Below are 22,153 nucleotides of genomic sequence, written 5' to 3' on the forward strand. Positions count from 1 at the left end.
CGCTCGGGCAGCCGTCCCCCCGGACGTCCCCCTGGACGTCCACCGCGGCCGTTCCCCCGGGCGTCCGGGCAGCCGTCCGGACGGTCAGCCGCGGCCCGCACTAACCGAGTTGGCGAGCCGGCGCCATGCCGGGTGTCGCCGCAGCCGGCGCCGCAGCTGCTCCGGGACGGCGCCGCGCCACAGCTGCTGGGCGAGGTTGAGCGGCGGCGCTGCCTCGAACACCGGCTCCTCGCGCAGCAGGAACAGCTCGTCCGGCAGGCCGAGCCGGGCGTCCCGGAACGCCGGGAAGCCCGCGTAGTGCCGCCGCCCGTCGACCACCACCGGCGGTTCGCCGTGCGCGGCCTCGTAACGGATCTGGTCGCGCAGCGCCCCGGGCCTTACGGCGGCGGCGAGTTCGAGCCGCAGGCGCGCGGCGACCGGCAGCCGGTGGTACACCTCGCGGGCGCCGAACCGCTCGACCATCCGGCCGATCTCGGCGCACACCCGCCGCTGCAGCCCGTCGTCCAGCAGGAGGAAGTCGGCCCGGAGCAGCCGGGGCACGTCCCAGGCGAAGGTGCGGGCCCGGATGGCTTCCGACTCCTCGCCGGATTCGGCCAGTTCGTCGGCGACCTGCTGCAGTGCGGCGATCCCGCGCAGCCGGTTCAGCACCGGGGCCCACTCGGTGCTGTCGCCCCGATCCTCCTCGCGCGGCACCGGGCAACAGCAGTCGTAGTCGGCGAGGACGGACACCCGGTCCGCCCGCAGGCAGGCCTCCGGGGTGAACGGCTGGTCCGGCTGGTGGACCAGCCGGACCAGTCCGGGGTGCCAGGCGGCGTACTCGTCCAGCAGCGCCTCGCCGCCGTCCGTGGAGCCGTCGTCGACGACCACCACCTCCAGCCGCTCCCGTGCCAGGGGCTGCCCGACCAACGAGTCCAGGCAGGTGGGGAGGTGCGGCACGGTGTCGTGGACCGCGACCACCACGGTCACGTCGGGTGCGGTCATCGGGCGGCGGGCCTCCGGGATGGGGTCGAGCGGAACCTCGCACCGTCAACTCGGCCGCCCGCCGGGGAGTCACGTACCCTCCCCGGACGGGTGGCCGAATCCGAACACCGATCCGGACGGACCGGCCGGTCGCGACCTCCGCGTGCGCCCGCCCGGCAGCGCTACCCGATCGCGCCCCCTGCGTACGCCCGCCCGGCAGCGCTATCCGATCGAGACCTCCGCGTACATCCGCGCGATCACGTCCTCGATGGCCGGCTCGCGCACCGAGAGGTCCACCAGCGGGTACCGCGCCGCGACCTCCGCCACGATCGGTGCCGCGCTCTCCCGGGCCGGGAAGGCCAGCCACTGGCGCGGCCCCTCGACCTTCACCACCCGCGCACCCGCCACCTCGATCGGCGGCCGGGCCTCGGCCAGGTCGACCACCAGGGTCCGCTCGCTGCGCCCGGCGGCGTGCAGCCCGTCCAGTCCGCCGTCGTGGACGACCCGGCCGTGGTCGATCACCATCACCCGGCCGCAGAGCTGCTCGATGTCGGTGAGGTCGTGGGTGGTGAGCAGCACCGTGGTGCCGCGGTCGCGGTTGACCTCGCGCAGGAACTCGCGCACCTTGCCCTTGCTGACCACGTCCAGGCCGATGGTCGGCTCGTCCAGGTAGAGCACCTGGGGGTCGTGCAGCAGGGCGGCCGCGAGGTCGCCGCGCATCCGCTGGCCGAGTGAGAGCTGCCGTACGGGTGTGTCCAACAAGCCGCCCAGGTCGAGCAGTTCGACGCATCGGCCGAGGTTCTCGCGGTACCGCCGGTCGGGGATCCGGTAGATCCGGCGGGCGAGTTCGAAGGAGTCGCGCAGCGGGAGGTCCCACCACAGGGTGGTGCGCTGGCCGAAGACGACGCCGATCCGGCGGGCCAGTGCGACGCGTTCGCGGGCCGGGTCGACGCCGGCCACGCGCAACCGGCCGGAGCTGGGGACGAGGATGCCGGTGAGCATCTTGATGGTGGTCGACTTGCCGGCGCCGTTGGGGCCGATGTAGCCGACGCACTCGCCGGCCTCGACCGTGAAGCTGAGCCCGTCCACCGCACGCACCTCGCGCCTGACCCGGCTGAACCGGCCGGTGCGGGCGCGCACGGTGAAGGTGCGGTGGACGTCCTGGAGTTCGATCAGTGCCATGGTGGTTCTCCTCCCCACGGAGTACGGAGTACGGAAGTTCAGCTGCCGGTGCCGCGGTAGGCGCGCAGCCCGGCCCGCCAGGCCGCCCCGGCGGCGGCGACGCACAGCGCGGCGGCGACCGGGGAGGCGTACTGGAAGGCGGTGGGCAGTCCGAGCGGGTCGGGCCGGTCGAGGATGCGAAGGCTGGGCAGCCAGTTGACGAAGGCCAGCGGGACGCCGAAGACCACTCCGGCGACCAGTTCCTTGGCGAAGATGGTCGGCGGGTAGTGGAGCAGGGTCGCGCCGCCGTAGGTGAAGGAGTTCTGGATCTCCTTGGACTCGCCCCACCAGAACTGGACGGTGGCGCCGCCGACGTAGATCGCGCCGAAGATGACGCTGCCGCAGACCAGCAGGACGGGCACCAGCAGCACCCGGTCCCAGGTCCAGCGCACGTCCAGGGCGGCCAGCGACCAGGCGAGCACCATCAGGGCCTGGAGGGGGCGGCCGAGCCGGCGCAGGCTGAAGCGTTCGGCGCACAGCTGGGACAGCGCGGGGGCGGGGCGGATCAGCATGGTGTCCAGCGATCCGCTCATGATCCGCACGCCGAGGCCGTCGGCCGAGCCGACCAGCAGGTTGGCCATGCCGAGGGAGAAGGTCGCGGTGGCGTAGAGGAAGGCGATCTCCGGCAGGCTCCAGCCGCCGAGCCGGTCGGTGTGCTCGAACATGATCACCAGGACGACGAAGTCGAGGGAGTGGGTGACCAGACTGGCCACCAGGTTCAGCAGGAAGGAGGCCCGGTAGGCCATCATCGAGCGCATCCACATCCGGGCGCACAGCCACCAGGAGCGGACCGCCCAGGACGTCCGGGCGAGGAACGGCTCGGAGGCGAACGGCTCAGCGGTGGCCGGCTCAGCGGTGGCCTGCTCAGCGGTGGCCGGCTCAGCGGCGCACGGCTCGGTGGTGAACGGCTCAGCCACCCTGCACCACCACCCGGCGGGTGGCCAGCCACTGCGCGCCCCGCCCGGCGAGGAGCAGCACGGCCGCCCAGCCCAGCTGGAAGCCCAGCGCGCCGAGCAGTCCGGCGCCGTCCGCCCGCTCCAGGAAGACGTCGGTCGGCACCTTGACCAGCGCCGCCCAGGGCAGCAGCGGGGCGAGGTCGCCGAGCCACCCGGGGAAGAGCGCGATCGGCAGCAGCATCCCGGAGAAGAACATCGAGACCACCAGCATCACCGCGCGCACCCCCTCCGAGTCGTGCAGCCAGAAGCCGGTGATCGAGACCAGGAACCGCAGCCCGAAGCTGACCAGCACCGCCAGCAGGGCGGAGAGCAGGAAGAAGACCCAGGTCAGCGGGTGTTCGGGCATCCGGGTGCGGAACACCAGTGCGCCGACCAGCATCGGCACGGTGCCGCGGACCAGAGCCTGGAAGGCGGCCCGGCCGAGGTCGGTGGCCAGCCACCAGGCCTGGAAGTCGACCGGCCGGTAGAGGTCGACGGCGATGTCGCCGCTGCGGAAGCGGTCCTGGAGGTCGTCCTGGAAGCCCCCGCCCCAGACGGCGACGGTGACCAGCAGTGCCTGGCTGACCCAGATGTAGGTGACGGCCTGGCTCTGGTCGTAGCCGCCGAGGCTGGGCCTGGCCTGCCAGAGGGCGAGGAAGGAGGAGGCCAGGATGATGCCGAAGACGGTGTTGGTGAAGGTGCCGGCCAGGGTGGCGGCCCGGTAGGTGGAGTAGCGGCGGAAGGCGCCGCGGGCGACGGCGGCGTACAGCCCGGGGGCGGATCCGCCGAAGGCGGCCCCGCGTGCGGAGCCACCGGAGGTATCAGGGGGCCTCGCCCCGACCAGCGCAGCGTTCTGCATATTGTCTCCTTGTCGACAAATACGGGCGGGCGGCTGCCCGCAGCCGTCCGCGCACGCCCCAGCGGCTCCGACCGGCCGCACCCGGGGGTACCGGGCGGGCGGGCGGAGCTGTCGGAAGGCGGTGCGCTATGCGATTTGCACCTTTCACCGTACCGCCGGGCCCCAACCCCCGCACCCGGTTTTCCGACGCACCCCGGGGCGCGCGGCCCCACCCGCACAACCGCGCACCTCAGACCCGGACCTCCGCTGAGCCCACGTCAAATAGCAGATAATCCCGTCATGACCTTGAGCACCCGACGCCAGGCCAAACGGGCCGCCCGCCGCGAAGCCCGCCGCGCCCTCCCCCTCTGGCGCCGGATGCTGCCCACCTGGCGGATCACCCTCGGCACCCTCACCGCGCTGCTGCTGCTCGCCGTCGGCGCCTTCGCCGTGCTCTACGTCATCGTCCCGGTGCCCGACCCCAACGCCCACGCCGTCGCCCAGAACAACATCTACCTCTACGCCGACGGCACCACCGAGATCGCCCGCACCGGCGCCGTCAACCGCACCGACGTCACCATCGACCAGATCCCGCTGCAGACCCAGCAGGCCGTCGTCTCCGCCGAGGACCGCACCTTCTACCAGAACCGCGGCATCGACCTGAAGGGCATGCTCCGGGCCGGCTGGAACACCCTGCTCGGCAAGGGCATGCAGGGCGGCTCCACCATCACCCAGCAGTACGTCAAGAACTACTACCTGACCCAGGACCAGACCTTCGAACGCAAGGGCCGCGAACTCTTCATCGCCCTCAAGGTCGACCAGCAGCGCAGCAAGAACGAGGTCCTCGCCGGCTACCTCAACAGCAGCTACTTCGGCCGCGGCGCCTACGGCATCCAGAGCGCCGCCCACGCCTACTACGGCGTCGACGTCTCCCAGCTCACCCTCGGACAGGGCGCCTACCTCGCCTCCCTGCTCCAGGCCCCCAGCCTCTACGACGTCAGGACCGCCACCCCCGCCAACCGGGAGAAGGCCGTCGCCCGCTGGAACTACGCCCTCGACGGCATGGTCCAACTCGGCTTCCTCACCACCGCCGACCGCAACGCCGCCACCTTCCCCGAACCCATCGACCCCCAGCCCGCCACCGGCCTCGCCGGCCAGGCCGGCTACCTGGTCGGCGTCGCCGACGACTACCTCATCTCCTCCGGCACCATCGACGCCGCCACCCTCAAGGCCGGCGGCTGGCGGATCACCACCACCTTCGAGAAGCCCAAGCAGGACGCCTTCGTCAAAGCCGTCCAGGACGAACTCACCGGCGAACTCGACCCCAAGGCCCGCCCCACCACCGACACCGACGTCCGGGTCGCCGGCGCCTCCGTCGAACCCGCCACCGGCCGCGTCGTCGCCGTCTACGGCGGCCCCGACTACGCCAAGCAGCCCTTCAACGACGCCCTGCGCCAGGACAACCAGATCGGCTCCACCTTCAAGCCGATCGACCTCGCCGCCGGCCTGATCGCCCAGCACACCGTCGACGGCCGCCCCATCACCACCGAGACCCGCTACGACGGCACCAGCGAACGCCCCGTCACCGGCGGCCCCACCCCCTACGCGCCGCCCAACGAGGACGACGTCGACTACGGCAACATCACCCTGCGCTACGCCATGGTCAAGTCCGTCAACTCCGTCTACGCCCAGGAGGGCGTCGACGCCGGACTCGCCCGCGTCCGGGACACCGCCGTCAAACTCGGCATCCCCGACAGCGTCCGCGGCATGGACCCGGCCAACACCTCGATGACCCTCGGCACCGCCACCCCCAGCGCCCTCGACCTGGCCGGGGCCTACGCCACCCTCGCCAACCACGGCCAGGCCCACACCCCCTGGTCCGTCCAGAAACTCGAACGGGTCAACCCCGGCGGCGCCGTCGACGTTCCCAAGATGCCCGACCACAAGGCCACCGACGCCGTCGGCCGCAACATCGCCGACTCCGTCACCGACGTGCTGCGCGACGTCGTCAGCCCCCGCGGCACCGGCTCCGCCGCCCTCGACCTCGACCGCCCCGCCGCAGGCAAGACCGGCACCACCGACGCCAACCTCTCCGCCTGGTTCGCCGGCTACACCCCCGAACTCACCACCACCGTCGGCCTGTTCCGGGAGAACCCGAAGAGCCACGCCAAGGAACCGCTGGCCGGCACCGCCGGCCTCACCCGGATCAACGGCGGCGCCTTCCCCACCAAGATCTGGACCGACTACATGACCGCCGCCCTCAGCGGCACCCCCACCCGGCAGTTCGACCTGCAGACCGGCCACACCGACCCCGGCCCCGACAACTGGCCCACCACCGGCGCCCCCACCAGCAGCTCCCCCAGCGCCACCCCCACCACCACCGCCACCGCCACCAGCGCCCCCGCCACCACCCCCAGCCACGCCCCCAGCGCACCCGCCGCCACCGACCAGCCCAACCCCGGCCCGGTCGCCCCCAGCCCGCAGAACCCCCGGCCCACCCCCAGCCAGGACCAGCCCAGCCCCAGCAGCCGGCCCACCCAGACCCGGTCCGCCCGGCCCAGCGACCCGCCCACCGCCACCGCCGGCCCCAGCGGTACGGCGGTCGCCCCCGCCCCGGCCCGGTGAACCCGCGACGGGGCCCACACGGCTACCCCTTCGCGACCAACTCCCGCTCCAGCGGCGTCCGGAAGCGCGGCGTCACCCGCACCTCCCCCAACCACGCCGCCAACCGCCCCGCCTCCACCGCGACCGCCCGCTCCGCCTCCACCCCGACGTCCCGGAACAGCCGCCACACCACCTCGCCGTCCGCCCGCTGCGCCCAGCCGCCGACCACCTCGCCGCACCACCACACCGTCGGCCCGGCATTGCCCGCCCGGTCGAACAGCGCCGGCACGTCCTCCGGCCGCAGGTACCAGTCCCGCCCCCGCCAGCCCATCACCGCCGGGTCCAGCGCCGGCAACAGCGCCGCCCACGGCTCCGGGGCCGCCACCGGCCCCTCGTCCCCCGGCAGCACCAGGGCCGCCGCGCCGTCCGCCAGGGCAACGCCCCGCGCCCCCACGTCCGCCAGCGCCGTCCGGACCTCCCCCAGCGTCCAGCCCGTCCACCACTTCACGTCCTCGACCGTGCCGGGCCCGTACGCCGCCAGCCAGCGCCGCACCACCTCCGCCTTCGCCTCCCGCACCGGCACGTCCGGCCACTGCGGCACCAGCGCCCACGGATAGCTGCTGCTCAACCAGGACCCGCGCGGACGGCACCGGCGCACGTGCCCGTCCGAGGCCAGCAACCGCATCAGCCGGCTGCCCACGCTCTGCTTCGCCTCGTACGCCTTGCCCGCCGACATCAGCATCGTCTCGCGCAACTGCGGCACGGCCTCGCCGAGTTCCTTGGTCGTCGCCTCCCCGCGCACGGCCAGCGCGGCCAGCACCTCGCGCTCCGTCTCCGCCAGCCGGGCCGCGTCCCAGCCCTCGGCGTGGTCCCGCAGGTGCTTCAGCAGCGTCGCCCGCTCCTTCGCCGCGATCGCCCGCGCCGCCCCCGCACTCACGTACGGGGCCAGCCCTTCCGTCACCGCGAAGATCGTCCGCCGCATCGACAGCAGCTTCACCAGCGAGACGTCCCCGTACAGCGCCCGGTCCACCTCCGCCGCCGAGGGCTCCGCCAGCCGCGCACAGGCCGACAGGTACACCGTCGCCGCGTCCGTCGCGTGCAGGCCGACCACCGCGTCGGCCACGTCCTCCACCCGCGCCGCCCGCGCCGAGGGCGCCAACAGCTGCCGACGCCCCAACCGGGCCCGCCGCTCCCCAACACCGATCACCGGGACACTCATGCCCGGACCCTAGCGGTCACCACCGTCGAACGGGTCCGCCGGCCACAATCCGGCCGACGGACCCGCCACACGGAACCCCCGCGGCCGCACCGCGGCCGCGGTCACAGGTACAGGCCGGTCGACCCCTCGGTGTCCCCGAAGCGGCTCGCCGCCACCGCGTGCAGGTCGCGCTCACGCAGCAGCACGTAGGTCGCGCCCCTGACCTCGACCTCCAGCTTGTCCTCCGGGTCGTACAGGACGCGGTCACCGGGCTCCACCGAGCGCACGCTCTGGCCGACAGCCACAGCTTCCGCCCACGTGCACCTTTTACTTAGCTCCGCGGTCGCCGGGATCAGGATGCCGCCGGTCGAGCGGCGCTCGCCCTCGCTGCCCTCGATGCGCACCAGCACGCGGTCGTGCAGCATCCGGATCGGCAGCTTCTCGCCCAGCCGGTCGTGCCGCGTGGACTCGTGCCCGGGGTCGGAATGCGTCGGGTTGTCGTTCGTACTCACGATCCCGAAGGTACCGCCCCGGAGCGCCGCGCGTGACGCTGGCCCGGCATGCGGAAGGGCCGGCCCGCCCACGGCGGTCCGGCCCTGCGGGACCCCTGACCGGTCCTCGCGGCCCTCGTCGGTCCTCGCGGCGTCCGTCAGTCCTTGCGGCGCTTGCGGGAGGAGGCGATGAGCAGCACCAGACCGACGCCGACCAGCGCCGCCGGGACGATCCGCTCCTTGCGCGGCTGCCCCTTCTCGTCCACGAACTGCGCCCTGGCCTTCTCGACCAGGCCGCTCGCGGCCACGTACGCCTTGGCGGTCTTCTCCTCGACGGCGGCCATCGCCTTTGCCTTGACCTGCGCCGAGATGGTGCTCGGGTGGATCCGCACGGCCAGCTCGTCCAGGTTCACCGCGAGCCGCTCGCGGGTGCGCTCGATGTCCGCCTCGATCTGCGCAGCCGTCCGCTCCGGCTTGTCCTGCGTGCTCGCACCGCCCACTCGGGCCACCCCATTCACTTGCCGATGTCGTCCTGTCGTCCTGTGCGACCAACCCAGTCTGTCAGCTGCCGGGCACGGACGCGCGGCCCCACCCACCAACGGGGGTAGGTTTGCCGTGGTACGACCGCCCGTCCCAGCCTCCAGGAGAGTACGACCGTGACTGAGCGCCTCCAGCCCGGCGACACCGCACCCGCCTTCAGCCTGTCCGATGCCGACGGCAACCAGGTCTCCCTCGCCGACCACCTGGGCCGCAAGGTCATCGTCTACTTCTACCCGGCCGCCCTCACCCCCGGCTGCACCAAGCAGGCCTGCGACTTCACCGACAACCTGGAGGTGTTCGCGGGCGCCGGCTACGACGTCATCGGCATCTCCCCCGACCAGCCGGAGAAGCTCGGCAAGTTCCGCGAGAAGGAGGACCTCAAGGTCACCCTGCTCTCCGACCCGGACCACCAGGTGCTGGAGGCGTACGCCGCCTACGGCGAGAAGCAGAACTACGGCCGCACCTACCAGGGCGTGATCCGCTCCACGATCGTCGTCGACGAGCAGGGCAAGGTCGAGCGCGCGCTGTACAACGTCAAGGCCACCGGGCACGTCGCCAAGCTGCTGCGCGACCTCAAGGTCGAGGCCTGATCCCTCCTCCGCACCGAACACCGAACACCGAACGCAGCGGTGGCGGCCCACCCCCCGACCGGGTGTGCCGCCACCGCCGTTCCTCACCTCCGGTGACCGCCGCCGTCAGGCTCAGCAGGCACCGAGGTCGCTCCAGACGCCCCAGGCGCCACCGGCGGCCGGGTCGTCGCCCTTGGTCCACCACTTGTTCTGGTAGTAGTGGCCCTTCCAGGACACCTTGGTCGGCGTCGCGTAGGTGGTGCCCGCGTCCCAGCCGGGGGCGGCCGTGCAGGTGCCCGGGGCCGGGGTCGGGGTCGGGGCGGGCGTCCCCGTGGGAGTACCGGTCGGGGTCGGCGTCGGGGTCCCGGTCGGGGTGCCCGTCGGAGTCGGAGTGGGCGTCTGGGTGGGCGTCGGGATGGGCGTCGGCGTACCGCTGTCCAGCGCGCCCCGGGTCAGGTCACCCTTGATCCCGTACAGCGTCCCGGCCACGTTGACCGTCCAGTTCGACGGCGTGGACACCGGCAGGTAGTAGACGAAGTCCATGTCGACCGAGGCCCCCGGCGCCAGCGACTGCCAGCCCGGCAGCTTGACCGACACCCGGTTGTAGGTGCCCTTCAGCCCGCCCGCGTTGCCCGGGCCCGGGTTGTCCTGCCGGATCACCTGCAGCCCGAAGCCGGCACGGTCCTTGGCGTTGCCCGGGGCCGAGTTGCTGTAGTCGAACTGGAACTCGGTGCCGCCCGGCAGGGTCAGCGTCGAGTTGTTGACGATGTGCAGCTTCGGGTTGATCGGGTAGTTCGAGTCGCCCAGCGCGAAGTTGGTGAACGACACGTCGATCGGCAGGGTCTGCTGCGGCAGCGGGACCGTCGAGCGGGCCGCGCCGTACGGGCTCGCCGCCTTGAACTTGTCGTACATCAGCGAGGTCAGCGTCGAGCCCGGGACGTACTCGCCCTTGCCGCCGTTGGCCGTGGTGTCCCACCTGTAGTCGCCCGCGAGTTCCCAGATCATCGCGCCGCCGGCGCCCTGGTCGACGATGTAGTCCGCCTTGGCGCCCACCGACTGCTCGTCCTCGGTGGACAGGAACACCTTCTTGGTGTCGTTCCACAGCCACGGCGCCACCAGCGAGTTGCTGTAGTTGCGGGTGTAGCTGCCCCGCAGCGCCGTGTCGGTCACGCCGTACCCGGCCAGGTAGTCGGGCAGGATGCCCTTCTCCAGGTTCTTGGCGTGCCACATCGGGTTCGACCCGGCCGGGGACTCCTTGCCGGCGTCGTCCTTGTCGTTCCAGATGTTGTCGGTACAGCCCGTCCGGCCGGCACGCCGCGTTGTCGACCGCCGCCGACGCCTGCGAGGGCGCCGCACCCAGCGTCGCCATCACCAGCCCGGCCAACGAGGCCACCGCCAACGAGGCCGCACCGGCCCGGGCGGCGGAGCTCTTTCGGATCAACACTCGGTCCTCCAGGAGAGAGTGTCGGCGCATGCCCGTGGGGGAGCACGCACGTGGGGGTTCCAATTGGCGCCGAAGCTATGTGGTCTGGACCACTTAGGTCGATAGGTCTGTACCAATTGGAGCCGCAACCCTTCCGCCCGCCGATCGTTGCCACACCGGAGAAGGGGGCTCACGAGCCCACAAGGGGAACAACCTTGCCGGTCAAGTACACCCGCGAACTGCTCGCCGAAGCCGCAGCGGCCGCAACCACGCTGGACGAGATGCTGATCGCACTCGACCGCGAACCGAACCTCGACAGGCGGAAGTACCTTCGCCGCAAACTCACCGACCACGGAATCGACACCTCGCACTTCCGCCCGATCGGAACCGTCTACACCCGGGAAGTCCTCCAGGAGGCCGTCTCGGCGTCGCACGGCGTGGCCGGGGTCGTGCGATACCTCCGCCAGCGCCAGGCCGGCGGAACCCAGGCCCACATCGGACGGCGGATCAAAGCGTTCGACATCGACACCTCCCACTTCACAGGGCAGGCCCACAATCGGGGCAAGCACTCCCGTGCCCGGATCCCAGCCGCCGACCTCCTCACCCGGCGCACCCAGGGGGCCAAGCGGATCCCGGGCACACGAATCCGCACGGCGCTGACCGAGCTCGGCCGACCGGAGCAGTGCGAGGGCTGCGGTACGGGCCCCACGTGGCGCGGACGGCCGATGACCCTGGAGGTCGACCACGTCAACGGCGACTGGTCGGACAACCGGCCCGACAACCTCCGGCTGCTCTGCCCCAACTGCCATGCCGTCACCGACACCTACTGCGGGCGGAACAAGAACGGGCGCAAGGCGCCGAATGAAATCGCGGTGTTCCCACCGGAAGCGAGGCCCTAGACTAGAGGCCAGGCGGCCTTGGCGGAGCTGGCAGTCGCGCCGGACTTAGGATCCGGTGGGGGAAACCCCGTGAGGGTTCGAGTCCCTCAGGCCGCACCAGCATTACACCTAAAAGTCGAAGGCCCGCCCCGAGAATGATCTCGGGGCGGGCCTTCGTCGTTTCGGACTTCCCGTCAGCCGATGAGGTCCTTGACCACCGGGGCGAGGGCGCGGAAGGCCTGGCCACGGTGGCTGATGGCGTTCTTCTCGTCGGCCGTCAGTTCGGCGCAGGTGCGGGCCTCGCCGAGGGGCTGGAGGATCGGGTCGTAGCCGAAGCCGCCGTCGCCGGCCGGGGTGGTGCGCAGGGTGCCGAGGAGGCGGCCCTCGACGACGCGTTCGGTGCCGTCCGGCAGTGCGAGGGCGGCGGCGCAGAAGAAGTGGGCGCCGCGGTGGGGTTCGGCGATGTCGGAGAGCTGGGCGAGCAGCAGGTCGAGGTTGGCGCGGTCGTCGCCGTGCTTGCCGGACCAGCGGGCGGAGAAGATGCCGGGTGCGCCGTTCAGGACGTCCACGCAGAGGCCGGAGTCGTCGGCGACGGCGGGCAGGCCGGTGGCGCGGGCGAGGGCGTGGGCCTTGAGCAGGGCGTTCTCGGCGAAGGTGACGCCGGTTTCGGGGACGTCCGGGATCTCGGGGTAGGCGTCGGCGCCGACGAGTTCGACGTCGAGCCCGGCGTCGCCGAGGATGGCGCGCAGTTCGGCGACCTTGTGCTGGTTGCGGGTGGCGAGGATCAGACGGGTGGACATATCGCCCACCCTACCGAGAGGACGGAACCGATCAGCCGGTGCAGACCGAGGTGAGGTTGCCCGCGGCGTCGCCGAGCGGCTTGAGGTCGGGGGCCTGCTTCTTGTCGACGGCCTGCTGGACCTTGTCGGCCTGCTTCTGCAGGTCGCTCACGGCCTTGGCGACGTCGGTGTTCTTGGAGTTCCTGCCGATCTGGTCGAGGTCGCCCCTGAGCTTCTGGAGCGCCTTCCCCCCGGCGGCCGAGTCGTTGCTGGAGTTGTCGTAGGCCTTGGCGAGGTCGGCGATGTCGCCGGTGACCTTGACGGCGGTGTTGCCGCAGTCGATGGCCTTCTGGGCGGCGGAGCAGCTGACCATGCTGAGCGGGAGGATCGCGATCAGTCCGGCCACGGCGAGGGCGGCGGGGCGGGCGATGCTCGACGGCATCCGGTCCTCCTGGTGGGCGGGGGTTCCGTGGGGAGGGACGCGCGCCACCGGGTGCGCGGTTCCCGCAGCGAGGGCGCTGCGGGAACCGTACGGGCTACGGGCCGGGCGTGTACAGCGGGCCGCACACGTGTCCGGGGAGGGGGTTCAGCCCTCCAGGGCCTTGCGCTGGATCTCGTCGAGCTCGGCGCAGCCGAGGGTGCCGAGGTCGAGGAGCTGGTTGAGCAGGTCGCGGTCGAAGGGGGCGCCTTCGGCGGTGCCCTGGACCTCGACGAAGCGGCCGTCGGCGGTGCAGACGATGTTCATGTCGGTCTCGGCGCGCACGTCCTCCTCGTACTGGAGGTCGAGCATGGGGACGCCGTCGATGATGCCGACGCTGACGGCGCTGACGCCGCCGGTGATGGGCTGGCCCTTGGCGCGCAGCAGCTTGCGTTCGCGGGCCCAGGAGACGGCGTCGACGAGGGCGACGTAGGCGCCGGTGATGGCGGCGGTGCGGGTGCCGCCGTCGGCCTGGAGGACGTCGCAGTCGAGCACGATGGTGTTCTCGGCGAGGGCGCGGTGGTCGACGACGGCGCGCAGGGAGCGGCCGATGAGCCGGCTGATCTCGTGGGTGCGGCCGCCGATGCGGCCCTTGACGGCTTCGCGGTCGCCGCGGGTGTTGGTGGCGCGCGGGAGCATGGAGTACTCGGCGGTGACCCAGCCTTCGCCGCTGCCCTTGCGCCAGCGCGGGACGCCTTCGGTGACGCTGGCGGTGCACAGCACCTTGGTGTCGCCGTAGGAGATGAGGACGGAGCCTTCGGCGTGCTTGCTCCAGCCCCGCTCGATGGTGATGGGGCGGAGCTGGTCGGGGGTGCGGCCGTCGATGCGTGACATAGCCACTGAGCGTAGCCGCTCGGATCCGGGTGCCCGGACACGCCTCGGCCCGCCGTCCCCCTGAGCGGGTCGGCGGGCCGTGGAGCCCGGGTGGCTCAGCTCACATCATGTCCTCGATGTCGGCGGCGATCGGGTCGGCGTCGGTGCCGATGACGACCTGGATCGCGGTGCCCATCTTGACGACGCCGTGGGCGCCGGCGGCCTTGAGGGCGGCCTCGTCGACCAGGGCGGCGTCCTTGACCTCGGTGCGCAGGCGGGTGATGCAGCCCTCGACCTCTTCGATGTTGTCGATGCCGCCCAGACCGGCGACGATCTTCTCAGCCTTGCTGGCCATCTGATTCTCTCCCTCTGTCTCGGCCCGTCGGCGGCTCTGCCGGGTGCCGTCCTGCGCTGTGCTGGGGTCCTCGACCGTCGGGTGGTGAGGTCCGTGCCGGTGGCTGACGCGGGTTCAGCTGCGGTCGCGCTGCCGGGCAGCGCGACCAGCATGACCCGAGCCGGTCCGGTCTGCCACGTTAGTCCACTTTTGGCCCATTCCGCCGCGCAGGCTCCGGACCGCCGCCCGAGGATGACGATCAGCGGGGCTCGCGTTCCGGTGTCCGGCCTGCGTCCCAAAGTGGTCTACACCAATATATGTGTACTCCGACGAACGCAGGAACGACCCCGGGTGTTCCCGAGCCCCGCCCGAGGGTCCCGCACCGGGTCTCCCGACGGCAACCTCGCTCGGAGGGCGGATGATGAGCTCGGCAGGCGCCACGGCTCCGCAGACCACGTGGTGGCACACCTTCTACGGCGGGCTCCAGAAGATGGGCCGCTCGCTGCAGCTGCCGGTCGCGGTGCTGCCCGCGGCGGGCATCCTCAACCGGCTCGGCCAGCCGGACGTCTTCGGCAAGGACGGTCTGGGCTGGACGGACGTCGCCAAGGTGTTCGCGGCGGCCGGCGGCGCCCTGCTCGACTCCGCGCTCGGCCTGCCGATGCTGTTCTGCATCGGGGTGGCGATCGGCATGGCCAGGAAGGCGGACGGCTCGACCGCGCTGGCGGCCGTGGTCGGCTTCCTCGTCTACTACAAGGTCCTGCACGCCTTCCCGGAGAACTGCAAGCCACCGACCGTTCTGGTCAGCGACCAGTGCGTGGACTACAGCTCGGCGAAGGCGGCCGGCGCGACGTACCAGAACCCGGGGGTGCTGGGCGGCATCCTGATCGGCCTGATGTCGGCCTGGCTGTGGGTGCGCTTCCACCGCACCAAACTCGTCGACTGGCTCGGCTTCTTCAACGGCCGCCGTCTCGTGCCGATGATCACCGCCCTGGTCGGCATGCTGACCGCGGTCGTCGCGCTGTGGGTGTGGCCGCCGATCGGCCGCGGCCTGAACGACTTCTCGCAGGACCTCGCCGATCTCGGCGCGGGCGGCGCGGGCATCTTCGGCGTCTTCAACCGCGCGTTGCTGCTGATCGGTATGCACCAACTGCTGAACACCTTCGTCTGGTTCCAGTTCGGCGAGTTCACGAAGGCCGACGGCACCATCGTGCACGGCGACATCCCGCGTTTCCTGGCGGGGGACCCGACGGCCGGCCAGTTCCAGTCCGGATTCTTCCCGATCATGATGTTCGCGCTGCCCGCCGCGGCACTCGCGATCGCCCACTCGGCCAAGCCGCACCGCCGCAAGGAGATCTACGGCCTGATGCTCTCGGTCGGCCTGACCTCTTTCGTCACCGGCGTCACCGAGCCGATCGAGTACTCCTTCGCCTACGTCGCCCCGGCCCTGTACGGCGTGCACGCGCTGCTGACCGGCGCCTCGATGGCGGTCACCTGGGGGCTCGGGGTGCACGACGGCTTCAGCTTCTCGGCCGGCCTGATCGACTACGTCATCAACTGGGGGCTGGCCACCAAACCGTGGCTGATCATCGTCATCGGGCTGGGCTTCGCCGCGGTGTACTACGGGCTCTTCCGCTTCATCATCGTCAAATTCGACCTGAAAACCCCGGGGCGCGAGGACGAGACGGAGGTGGAGGACGTCACCAAGGCCTGAATTCCGGCCGCAGGCACCAATCCGCAATGGCCCCAGGACCCGCCGGTCCGGGAGCCATCGGCATTTCCGGAAAGGACCGAATTCCCTGTCCGCGGCCCGTGGAAAAGTTAATTCGGTCGCGATCCACCCGGCTGGAGGCGGTCCGGACGGGTGCCGACCACGGGTGGTGGGACGTCCCATCGGCACGTCCGCGACCCTCCGGTCACTCTCAGCAGCCGCCGCACGCACCGGCAAGGGCCGGACCGTCCGACCCCGACCCCGCGCACCCCGCCGCGCCCCGGGCGGCGCACGGGCTCCGCGCTTTTTGTTGCGCAAATAGCCAAAATCACAATCGCGACTGAAATCATGATCGTCGCTCCGCGACTAGGTTTCGATTTCATAGCGCTTCCCGGTGGCGGCGCTATCCGGGGTTCCCCGACTTCTCCACCCGTGCTACAAAACTGGTCTACACCACGTGTGGTGTAGACCAGTTCGCGGTCCGGCCCCGTGTGCCTTCCCCCGACCGACCGCCATGCCGTTAGGAACCCACCCCCATGAGTCAGTCTGCGCAGGCACCGGCGCCCGCCAAGGCTCCGACGCCGATCCAGAAGTTCGGCAACAGCGTCCTTCCCGGCCTCCAGAAGGTCGGCCGCAGCCTCCAGCTGCCGATCGCCGTCCTCCCGGCCGCCGGTCTGCTGGCGCGCCTGGGCCAGCCCGACGTCCATGAGAAGTGGCACTTCCCCGCGAAGCTCGTCGAGGTCTTCGGCGCCGCGGGCACCGCCGTCACCGGCGCGCTGCCGCTGCTGTTCTGCGTCGGCATCGCGATCGGCTACGCCAAGAAGGCCGACGGTTCCACGGCGCTGGCCGCGCTGGTCGGTTACCTGGTGTTCAAGAACGTCCTGACCGCGTTCCCGGCGCACGGCACCGTCACCGAGGCCCTCCCGGCGGGCAAGCCACAGGACCCGGGCGTGCTCGGCGGCATCGTGGTCGGTCTGCTCGCGGCCATCCTGTGGCAGCGGTTCCACCGCACCAAGCTGGTCGACTGGCTCGGCTTCTTCAACGGCCGACGCCTGGTGCCGATCATCATGGCCTTCGTCGGCACCGGCCTGGGCGTCATCTTCGGCCTCGGCTGGCAGCCCATCGGCGACGCGATCTCGCACGTCAACAACGGCCTGGTGGGCGCGGGCGCGGTCGGCGCCGGTCTGTTCGGCCTGATCAACCGCGCGCTGATCCCGATCGGCATGCACCAGTTCGTCAACACGTACGCCTGGTTCCAGACCGGTGACTACACCGACGCCCACGGCACCGTCGTCCACGGCGACATCAACCGCTTCCTGGCGGGCGACCCGACCGCCGGCCAGTTCCAGGCCGGCTTCTACCCGATCATGATGTTCGCACTGCCGGCCGCCGCCCTCGCGATCGCCCACTGCGCCCGCCCCGAGCGCCGCAAGGCCGTCACGGGCATGATGATCTCCATCGCGCTGACCAGCTTCGTCACCGGCGTCACCGAGCCGATCGAGTTCACCTTCCTGTTCATCGCCCCGGCCCTGTACGCCATCCACGCCGTACTGACCGCCGTCTCGATGGCCCTCACCTGGGCGCTCGGCATCCACCACGGCTTCAGCTTCTCGGCCGGCCTGATCGACTACACGATCAACTTCAGCCTGGCCAAGAACCCACTGCTGATCATCCCGATCGGCCTGGCCTTCGCGGCGATCTACTACTTCGTGTTCCGCTTCGCGATCACCAAGTTCAACCTCAAGACCCCCGGTCGCGAGGACGACGCCGAGATCGAGGACATCACCAAGGCCTGACGCCCGTCCCGGCCGCTCCGAAGGCCCCGCCCACCGCCGCTCCCCCGGCGGCCTGGCGGGGCCTTCGGCATGTCCGGCGGGCGGAAACGGCGGTTGACGAACCGACGGACGCCCTGGTCAACTGAAGCGGTGTACCCCTCGTGCCCGCTGGTGACCCGCAGCCACATCGACTTCGGTCGTGTGTGGTCCGCGGCGTGTCGCGGCTGAGCCGACCCCTGCCACGCCGCCGCCCGGCTGAGTCCCCGCCCGGCGCCGGCCGTCCTCCTCCCCTCTCCGCGCGGCCGCGCTCGTCCGTACCCGCACCCGAACGCGGGTGCCGGTACGGCTCCTGCCGCTGTCCGCGCGCATCCGCACGAGGAAAGCCAGGCCCGTCATGCCCCGCCAGTTGCACCTCTCCGCCGCCATCGACGCCGCCGCGGACGCTGCCACCGACAGCCCCCGCCACCTCGACCCCGGCCACTACGCCGCGCTCGCCCGCCTCGCCGAGCGGGCTGGCCTGGACTTCGTCACCCTGGACGACTCCTTCACCGCCGAACCCAGCCGCCCCGACGCGCTCGCCACCCTCGCCCGGATCGCCCCGCTGACCTCGCGGATCGGCCTGGTGCCCACTGTCACCACCACCCACACCGAGCCCTTCCACACCTCGATCTCGCTCAACACCCTGGACTGGGTCAGCGGCGGCCGGGCCGGCTGGCTGGTCGGCGTCTCCACCACCGAGGCCGAGGCGAAGGCCTTCGGCCGCCGCCCGGTCGCCCCCGAGGACGAGCTGTGGGCCGAGGCGGCCGACGCCGCCGAGGTCGCCGCCCGGCTCTGGGACAGCTGGGAGGACGACGCGGAGATCCGCGACACCGCCACCGGCCGGTTCATCGACCGCGACAAGCTGCACTACATCGACTTCGAGGGCCGGCACTTCTCGGTCCGCGGGCCCTCCATCACCCCGCGGCCGCCCCAGGGCCGCCCGGTGGTCGCGGTGCCGGTGGCCGCCGGCGACCTCGCCCGGGACGCCTCCCCCGGCGGCCGGGCCCGGGTCGCCACCGCCATCCGGTACGCCGACGTCGTGCTGCTCGACGCCCCTGACCGGGCCGCTCGGCTGACCGCCGCCACCGAGCTTCGGCTGCGCTCCGGCGAACACCTGCGCATCCTCGCCCGGCTGGACTCCGCCCTGCCGGACCGGGCCGCCGAACAGCGGCTGCTCGCCGAACTCACCGCCACCGGCACCGGCGTGGACGGCTTCCACCTCGTCCCCGCCGAACCCGAACGCGACCTGGCCGCACTCGCCGAGCGGATCGCCCCCGCCCTGCGCGACGCCGGACTGCTTCGCACCGGGTACCCCGGCCGCACCCTGCGCGACCACCTCGGCCTGCCCCGCCCGGCCAGCCGCTACGCCGGCGCCGGCAACGCCACGGCCACCGCCACCGCCACCGCCACCGCCACCGCCACCGCCCGACCGACCACCGCCACCGCGCTTGCCGAGGTGACCCGATGACGGACCGTCCGCTCAAGCAGGTCCACCTCGCCGCGCACTTCCCCGGCGTCAACAACACCACGGTGTGGAGCGACCCGGCCTCCGGCAGCCACATCGAGTTCGACTCCTTCCGCCACCTCGCACAGACCGCCGAGCGCGGGAAGTTCGACTTCTTCTTCCTCGCCGAGGGCCTGCGGCTGCGCGAGACCAAGGGCCGCATCCACGACCTGGACGTGGTCGGCCGCCCCGAGTCGATCACCGTGCTGAACGCCCTCGCCGCCGTCACCGAACGGATCGGCCTGGCCGCCACGGTGAACGCCACCTTCAACGAGCCGTACGAACTCGCCCGCCGCTTCGCCTCCCTGGACCACCTCTCCGGCGGCCGCGCGGCCTGGAACGTGGTCACCTCCTCGGACGCCTTCACCGGGGAGAACTTCCGCCGCGGCGGCTACCTGGACCGCGCCGACCGCTACACCCGGGCCGCCGAATCCGTGCAGCTGGCAAGGGAGTTCTGGGATGCCGGGGAGGAACCGGTACGGCACCGCGGCCCCCAGTTCGAGGTCGAGGGCCGGCTCTCGCTGCCCCGCCCGCCGCAGGGACACCCGGTGGTCATCCAGGCCGGCGACTCCGCCGAGGGCCGGGAGTTCGCCGCCGCCACCGCCGACGTCGTCTTCAGCCGGCACTCCGACTTCGCCGCCGGCCGGGCCTTCCACGCCGACGTCAAGGGCCGGTTGGCCGGCTACGGGCGGAAGCCGGACGAGCTGAAGATCATGCCGGCCGCCACCTTCGTCCTCGGCGACACCGACGCCGACGCGGCCGAGCGCGCCGCCGAGGTCCGCCGGGCCCAGGTCAGCCCGCAGACCGCGATCGCCTTCCTGGAACAGGTCTGGGGCGTCGACCTCGCCGACCACGACCCGGACGGGCCGCTGCCGGTCGTCGACCCGGATCCGGACAGCGCGCTGGTCCAGGGCCGGGTCCGCATCCCCGACCCGGTGGGCACCGCCGAACGCTGGCGCGCCCTGGCCGCCGAGAAGGGGCTGAGCAGCCGTGAGCTGGTCATCGAGGTGACCGGCCGGCAGTCCTTCATCGGCTCGCCCGCCACCGTCGCCGAGCGGATCGACCACTTCGTGCAGCAGGACGCGGCCGACGGCTTCATCCTGGTCCCGCACCTCACCCCGGGCGGTTTGGACGAGTTCGTCGACCGGGTCGTACCGCTGCTCCAGGAGCGCGGGGTGTTCCGCGCCGACTACACCGGCCCGACCCTGCGCGACCACCTCGGCCTGCCGCTCCCCGAGCGGCGCTGAGACGGTCAGACCTCGTACACCGCACCGGCCCGGGCCAGCTCGACCGGGCCGGCGTAGGTGGCGGCCGCGTCCCGGCGGTTGCGCTCGGCGTCGGTCCACGGCGGGATGTGGGTGAGCACGAGCCGACGGGCCCCGGCGGCGGTGGCGTGCTCGCCGGCCTCCCGGCCGTTGAGGTGGACGGCCTGGTAGGTGTCCCGGCCGTCGAGGTACGCGGCCTCGCAGAGGAACAGGTCGGTGTCGCGGGCGAGTTCCACCAGTGCGGGGCTCTCACCGGTGTCGCCGGAGTAGACCAGCGAGCGGCCGCCGTGCTCCAGCCGGAAGGCGAAGGCGTCGACGGGGTGGTTGACCTGGGTGACGGAGACCCGGAACGGGCCGAGTTCGAAGCTGCCCGGGGTGAGCGTGCGAAACTCGAACACCTCCTTCATTCCGGGGTTTTCGGGCATGTCGTAGGCGCGGGCGAGGCGCTCGGCGGTGCCCGCCGGGCCGTACACCGGCAGCAGGTCGGGGCAGCCCTCGGCACGGTAGTTGCGGGCGACCCAGTAGGCGCACAGGTCGACGCAGTGGTCCGCGTGCAGGTGGCTGAGCAGGACGGCGTCGACCTCGTAGAGGCTGGTGTACTTCTGCAGTGCGCCGAGGGCGCCGTTGCCGAGGTCCAGCACCACCCGGTAACCGTCGGCCTCGACCAGGTAGCTGGAGCACGGCGAGTCGGCGGACGGGAAGCTCCCCGAGCACCCCACCACGGTCAGTTTCATTCGAGCCCCTCCGCCCCGACACGTCCTGGCTGCTGCTGGGCTGCTCTCCATGCTGTTGGAACGGCATGGAGAACAGCATGGAAAACGGCAGGCCGGGCCGGTGTACCGGCCGGGAGCACTGCGTTGGTGTGTCGAGGGTAAGGGCGGAGCGGCACTTTGCCCCCGTCCCCGTGCCGGGCTGTGGCTGGAATCACCCAGACCGCCGGGGCGGGGGCGGCGCGGTGGGTTCAGCGGTGCCGGGGGCGGTTGCGGGCCCAGGAGCGGATGGTCCCGGGGTACCAGCGGGGGTGGCCGCTGCCGTCGGTCACGTCCGGGTCGGGCAGCAGTCCGTGCCGACGGTAGTTGCGCACGGTCTCGGGCCGGACGTTGATGTGCCGGGCGATCTCGGCGTACGACCAGAGTTCGGGATCTTCCACGAAGGCACCTCCGGGGGGACGGGGGCGGACGTTCGTGAGGCAGCCTTGCCGGACCGCACCGGGGCGTAGCCGACCGAACGGCCGTCGTGGCGGTTCCGTGACGAACCGGGAGCAATACGCGGACAATTGCCCGGCCGTCACGGCCGCCACGGTGGTGGCGTTCACCCCCGGCCCGGTACGGTTCGCCGCATGACTGGTATCTGGGTGGTCCTGGCCGTGGCGGGCGTCGCCGTCCTGGCGGCCGTCGCGGCGGCTCTGGCGAGGCGCACCCGGCCGGCCGCGCGCCCGACCGGCCCGACCGGCCCGCGGCCGCGCCCGGGCACCAAGGCCGGCCCGGAGCCGCAGGAGATCTGGTGGGCGGAGGTGCCGTTCGAGGACGGCCCGGGCTCCAAGGACCGCCCCTGCCTGGTGCTGCGGGTGCACGGCCGGGCCGCCACCGTCGCGAAGATCACCAGCAAGCACCACGCCGAGCGACCTGGCGTACTGCCGCTGCCGCCCGGTTCGGTGGGCGACCGGCAGGGCCGGACCAGCTGGCTGGAGACCGACGAGCTGCGCGAGGTGCCGCTGTCGGCCTTCCGCCGCCGGGCCGGCACGGTGGACCGGCAGGTCTGGGCCCGGGCCCAGCGGGCCCTCCAGCGGAGTTAGGGCAGG

The 22,153-nt window shown here is 72.1% G+C and carries 20 protein-coding genes, 1 tRNA gene and 2 pseudogenes; 9 read left to right on the forward strand and 14 right to left on the reverse strand.

Annotated elements, in window-relative coordinates; translation table 11 throughout:
- Positions 1–84: 84 nt before the first annotated feature.
- The 4 genes from HS99_RS08455 to HS99_RS08470 all read right to left on the reverse strand — a co-directional run bounded on the left by HS99_RS08455 (position 85) and on the right by HS99_RS08470 (position 3,975).
- Entirely contained in the window at positions 85–981 is an 897-nt protein-coding gene (locus HS99_RS08455; protein WP_030291145.1) for a glycosyltransferase family 2 protein, read from the reverse strand.
- A gap of 201 nt (positions 982–1,182) precedes the next feature.
- Complete coding sequence (locus tag HS99_RS08460) at positions 1,183–2,142, reverse strand: ABC transporter ATP-binding protein (protein ID WP_030558043.1); 960 nt, start codon at positions 2,140–2,142, stop codon at positions 1,183–1,185.
- A 38-nt stretch (positions 2,143–2,180) separates the two neighbouring features.
- Complete coding sequence (locus tag HS99_RS08465) at positions 2,181–3,098, reverse strand: ABC transporter permease (protein WP_232543250.1); 918 nt, start codon at positions 3,096–3,098, stop codon at positions 2,181–2,183.
- Positions 3,091–3,975, reverse strand: a complete 885-nt coding sequence (locus HS99_RS08470; RefSeq protein ID WP_078938804.1) for an ABC transporter permease — start codon at positions 3,973–3,975, stop codon at positions 3,091–3,093. Before HS99_RS08470 ends, HS99_RS08465 begins: the two co-directional genes overlap by 8 nt.
- A 279-nt stretch (positions 3,976–4,254) precedes the next feature.
- Between HS99_RS08470 and HS99_RS08475 the strand changes: the two genes are divergently transcribed.
- The gene (locus HS99_RS08475; protein WP_050366766.1) at positions 4,255–6,579 is read left to right on the forward strand and encodes a transglycosylase domain-containing protein; all 2,325 of its coding nucleotides are present in this window, start codon (positions 4,255–4,257) and stop codon (positions 6,577–6,579) included.
- Between the two features lie 22 nt (positions 6,580–6,601).
- Here the strand turns inward: HS99_RS08475 and HS99_RS08480 are convergent, their stop codons facing one another.
- The 3 genes from HS99_RS08480 to HS99_RS08490 form a co-directional block, all read right to left on the reverse strand.
- Positions 6,602–7,777 carry a winged helix DNA-binding domain-containing protein gene (locus HS99_RS08480; protein WP_030284140.1) on the reverse strand — a complete coding sequence of 392 codons (1,176 nt, stop codon included), beginning with the start codon at positions 7,775–7,777 and terminating at the stop codon, positions 6,602–6,604.
- Positions 7,778–7,878: 101 nt separating this feature from the next.
- Positions 7,879–8,181: a GroES family chaperonin gene (locus tag HS99_RS08485; protein ID WP_232543252.1), complete on the reverse strand. Its 303-nt coding sequence runs from the start codon at positions 8,179–8,181 to the stop codon at positions 7,879–7,881.
- A gap of 224 nt (positions 8,182–8,405) precedes the next feature.
- Positions 8,406–8,747, reverse strand: a complete 342-nt coding sequence (locus HS99_RS08490) for a DUF3618 domain-containing protein (RefSeq protein WP_030284111.1) — start codon at positions 8,745–8,747, stop codon at positions 8,406–8,408.
- Between the two features lie 156 nt (positions 8,748–8,903).
- On the opposite strand from HS99_RS08490, the gene bcp reads away from it, so the two are divergent.
- A complete protein-coding gene (bcp, locus tag HS99_RS08495) occupies positions 8,904–9,377 on the forward strand; it encodes a thioredoxin-dependent thiol peroxidase (RefSeq protein ID WP_030284109.1) in 474 nt (157 codons plus the stop codon).
- A 111-nt stretch (positions 9,378–9,488) separates the two neighbouring features.
- On the opposite strand, the pseudogene HS99_RS08500 reads toward bcp, so the two are convergent.
- Positions 9,489–10,667: pseudogene (locus tag HS99_RS08500) on the reverse strand (chitinase C-terminal domain-containing protein); the annotation flags it as partial.
- A gap of 327 nt (positions 10,668–10,994) precedes the next feature.
- On the opposite strand from HS99_RS08500, the gene HS99_RS08505 reads away from it, so the two are divergent.
- Together HS99_RS08505 and HS99_RS08510 are read left to right on the forward strand one after the other, a co-directional pair.
- A complete protein-coding gene (locus HS99_RS08505) occupies positions 10,995–11,678 on the forward strand; it encodes an HNH endonuclease signature motif containing protein (RefSeq protein WP_046385594.1) in 684 nt (227 codons plus the stop codon).
- Positions 11,679–11,690: 12 nt separating this feature from the next.
- Positions 11,691–11,777, forward strand: a tRNA-Leu gene (locus HS99_RS08510).
- A gap of 74 nt (positions 11,778–11,851) precedes the next feature.
- On the opposite strand, the gene rdgB is transcribed toward HS99_RS08510, so the two are convergent.
- The 4 genes and pseudogenes from rdgB to HS99_RS08530 form a co-directional block, all read right to left on the reverse strand.
- Positions 11,852–12,457, reverse strand: coding sequence for an RdgB/HAM1 family non-canonical purine NTP pyrophosphatase (gene rdgB, locus HS99_RS08515; RefSeq protein WP_030284104.1), 606 nt, complete (start codon positions 12,455–12,457; stop codon positions 11,852–11,854).
- A 31-nt stretch (positions 12,458–12,488) separates the two neighbouring features.
- On the reverse strand, positions 12,489–12,878 hold the full coding sequence (locus tag HS99_RS08520; RefSeq protein ID WP_030284101.1) for a hypothetical protein: 390 nt from the start codon (positions 12,876–12,878) through the stop codon (positions 12,489–12,491).
- Positions 12,879–13,022: 144 nt separating this feature from the next.
- The gene (gene rph, locus HS99_RS08525; RefSeq protein WP_030284098.1) at positions 13,023–13,748 is read right to left on the reverse strand and encodes a ribonuclease PH; all 726 of its coding nucleotides are present in this window, start codon (positions 13,746–13,748) and stop codon (positions 13,023–13,025) included.
- Between the two features lie 100 nt (positions 13,749–13,848).
- A pseudogene (locus HS99_RS08530) lies at positions 13,849–14,112 on the reverse strand (PTS sugar transporter subunit IIB); the annotation flags it as partial.
- A 370-nt stretch (positions 14,113–14,482) separates the two neighbouring features.
- Between HS99_RS08530 and HS99_RS08535 the strand changes: the two are divergent.
- The 4 genes from HS99_RS08535 to HS99_RS08550 all read left to right on the forward strand — a co-directional run bounded on the left by HS99_RS08535 (position 14,483) and on the right by HS99_RS08550 (position 20,334).
- A complete protein-coding gene (locus HS99_RS08535; protein WP_030553293.1) occupies positions 14,483–15,772 on the forward strand; it encodes a PTS transporter subunit EIIC in 1,290 nt (429 codons plus the stop codon).
- Positions 15,773–16,305: 533 nt separating this feature from the next.
- The gene (locus HS99_RS08540) at positions 16,306–17,565 is read left to right on the forward strand and encodes a PTS transporter subunit EIIC (RefSeq protein ID WP_030284090.1); all 1,260 of its coding nucleotides are present in this window, start codon (positions 16,306–16,308) and stop codon (positions 17,563–17,565) included.
- Positions 17,566–17,938: 373 nt separating this feature from the next.
- On the forward strand, positions 17,939–19,051 hold the full coding sequence (locus tag HS99_RS08545) for an LLM class flavin-dependent oxidoreductase (protein ID WP_063737812.1): 1,113 nt from the start codon (positions 17,939–17,941) through the stop codon (positions 19,049–19,051).
- Positions 19,048–20,334 carry an LLM class flavin-dependent oxidoreductase gene (locus HS99_RS08550; protein ID WP_030284085.1) on the forward strand — a complete coding sequence of 429 codons (1,287 nt, stop codon included), beginning with the start codon at positions 19,048–19,050 and terminating at the stop codon, positions 20,332–20,334. The genes HS99_RS08545 and HS99_RS08550 overlap by 4 nt, the downstream gene beginning before the upstream one ends.
- Positions 20,335–20,339: 5 nt before the next feature.
- Here the strand turns inward: HS99_RS08550 and HS99_RS08555 are convergent, their stop codons facing one another.
- A complete protein-coding gene (locus HS99_RS08555; protein ID WP_030553289.1) occupies positions 20,340–21,086 on the reverse strand; it encodes an MBL fold metallo-hydrolase in 747 nt (248 codons plus the stop codon).
- Positions 21,087–21,313: 227 nt separating this feature from the next.
- Positions 21,314–21,502 (reverse strand): MerR family transcriptional regulator, encoded by a 189-nt coding sequence (locus HS99_RS08560; RefSeq protein ID WP_030284079.1) that lies wholly within the window; start codon positions 21,500–21,502, stop codon positions 21,314–21,316.
- Between the two features lie 189 nt (positions 21,503–21,691).
- Between HS99_RS08560 and HS99_RS08565 the strand changes: the two genes are divergently transcribed.
- Positions 21,692–22,147 carry a type II toxin-antitoxin system PemK/MazF family toxin gene (locus tag HS99_RS08565; RefSeq protein ID WP_030284078.1) on the forward strand — a complete coding sequence of 152 codons (456 nt, stop codon included), beginning with the start codon at positions 21,692–21,694 and terminating at the stop codon, positions 22,145–22,147.
- Positions 22,148–22,153 lie beyond the last annotated feature (6 nt).

This window comes from Kitasatospora aureofaciens (assembly GCF_001188955.3).
In the GTDB taxonomy this organism is placed as follows: Bacteria; Actinomycetota; Actinomycetes; order Streptomycetales; family Streptomycetaceae; genus Kitasatospora; species Kitasatospora aureofaciens.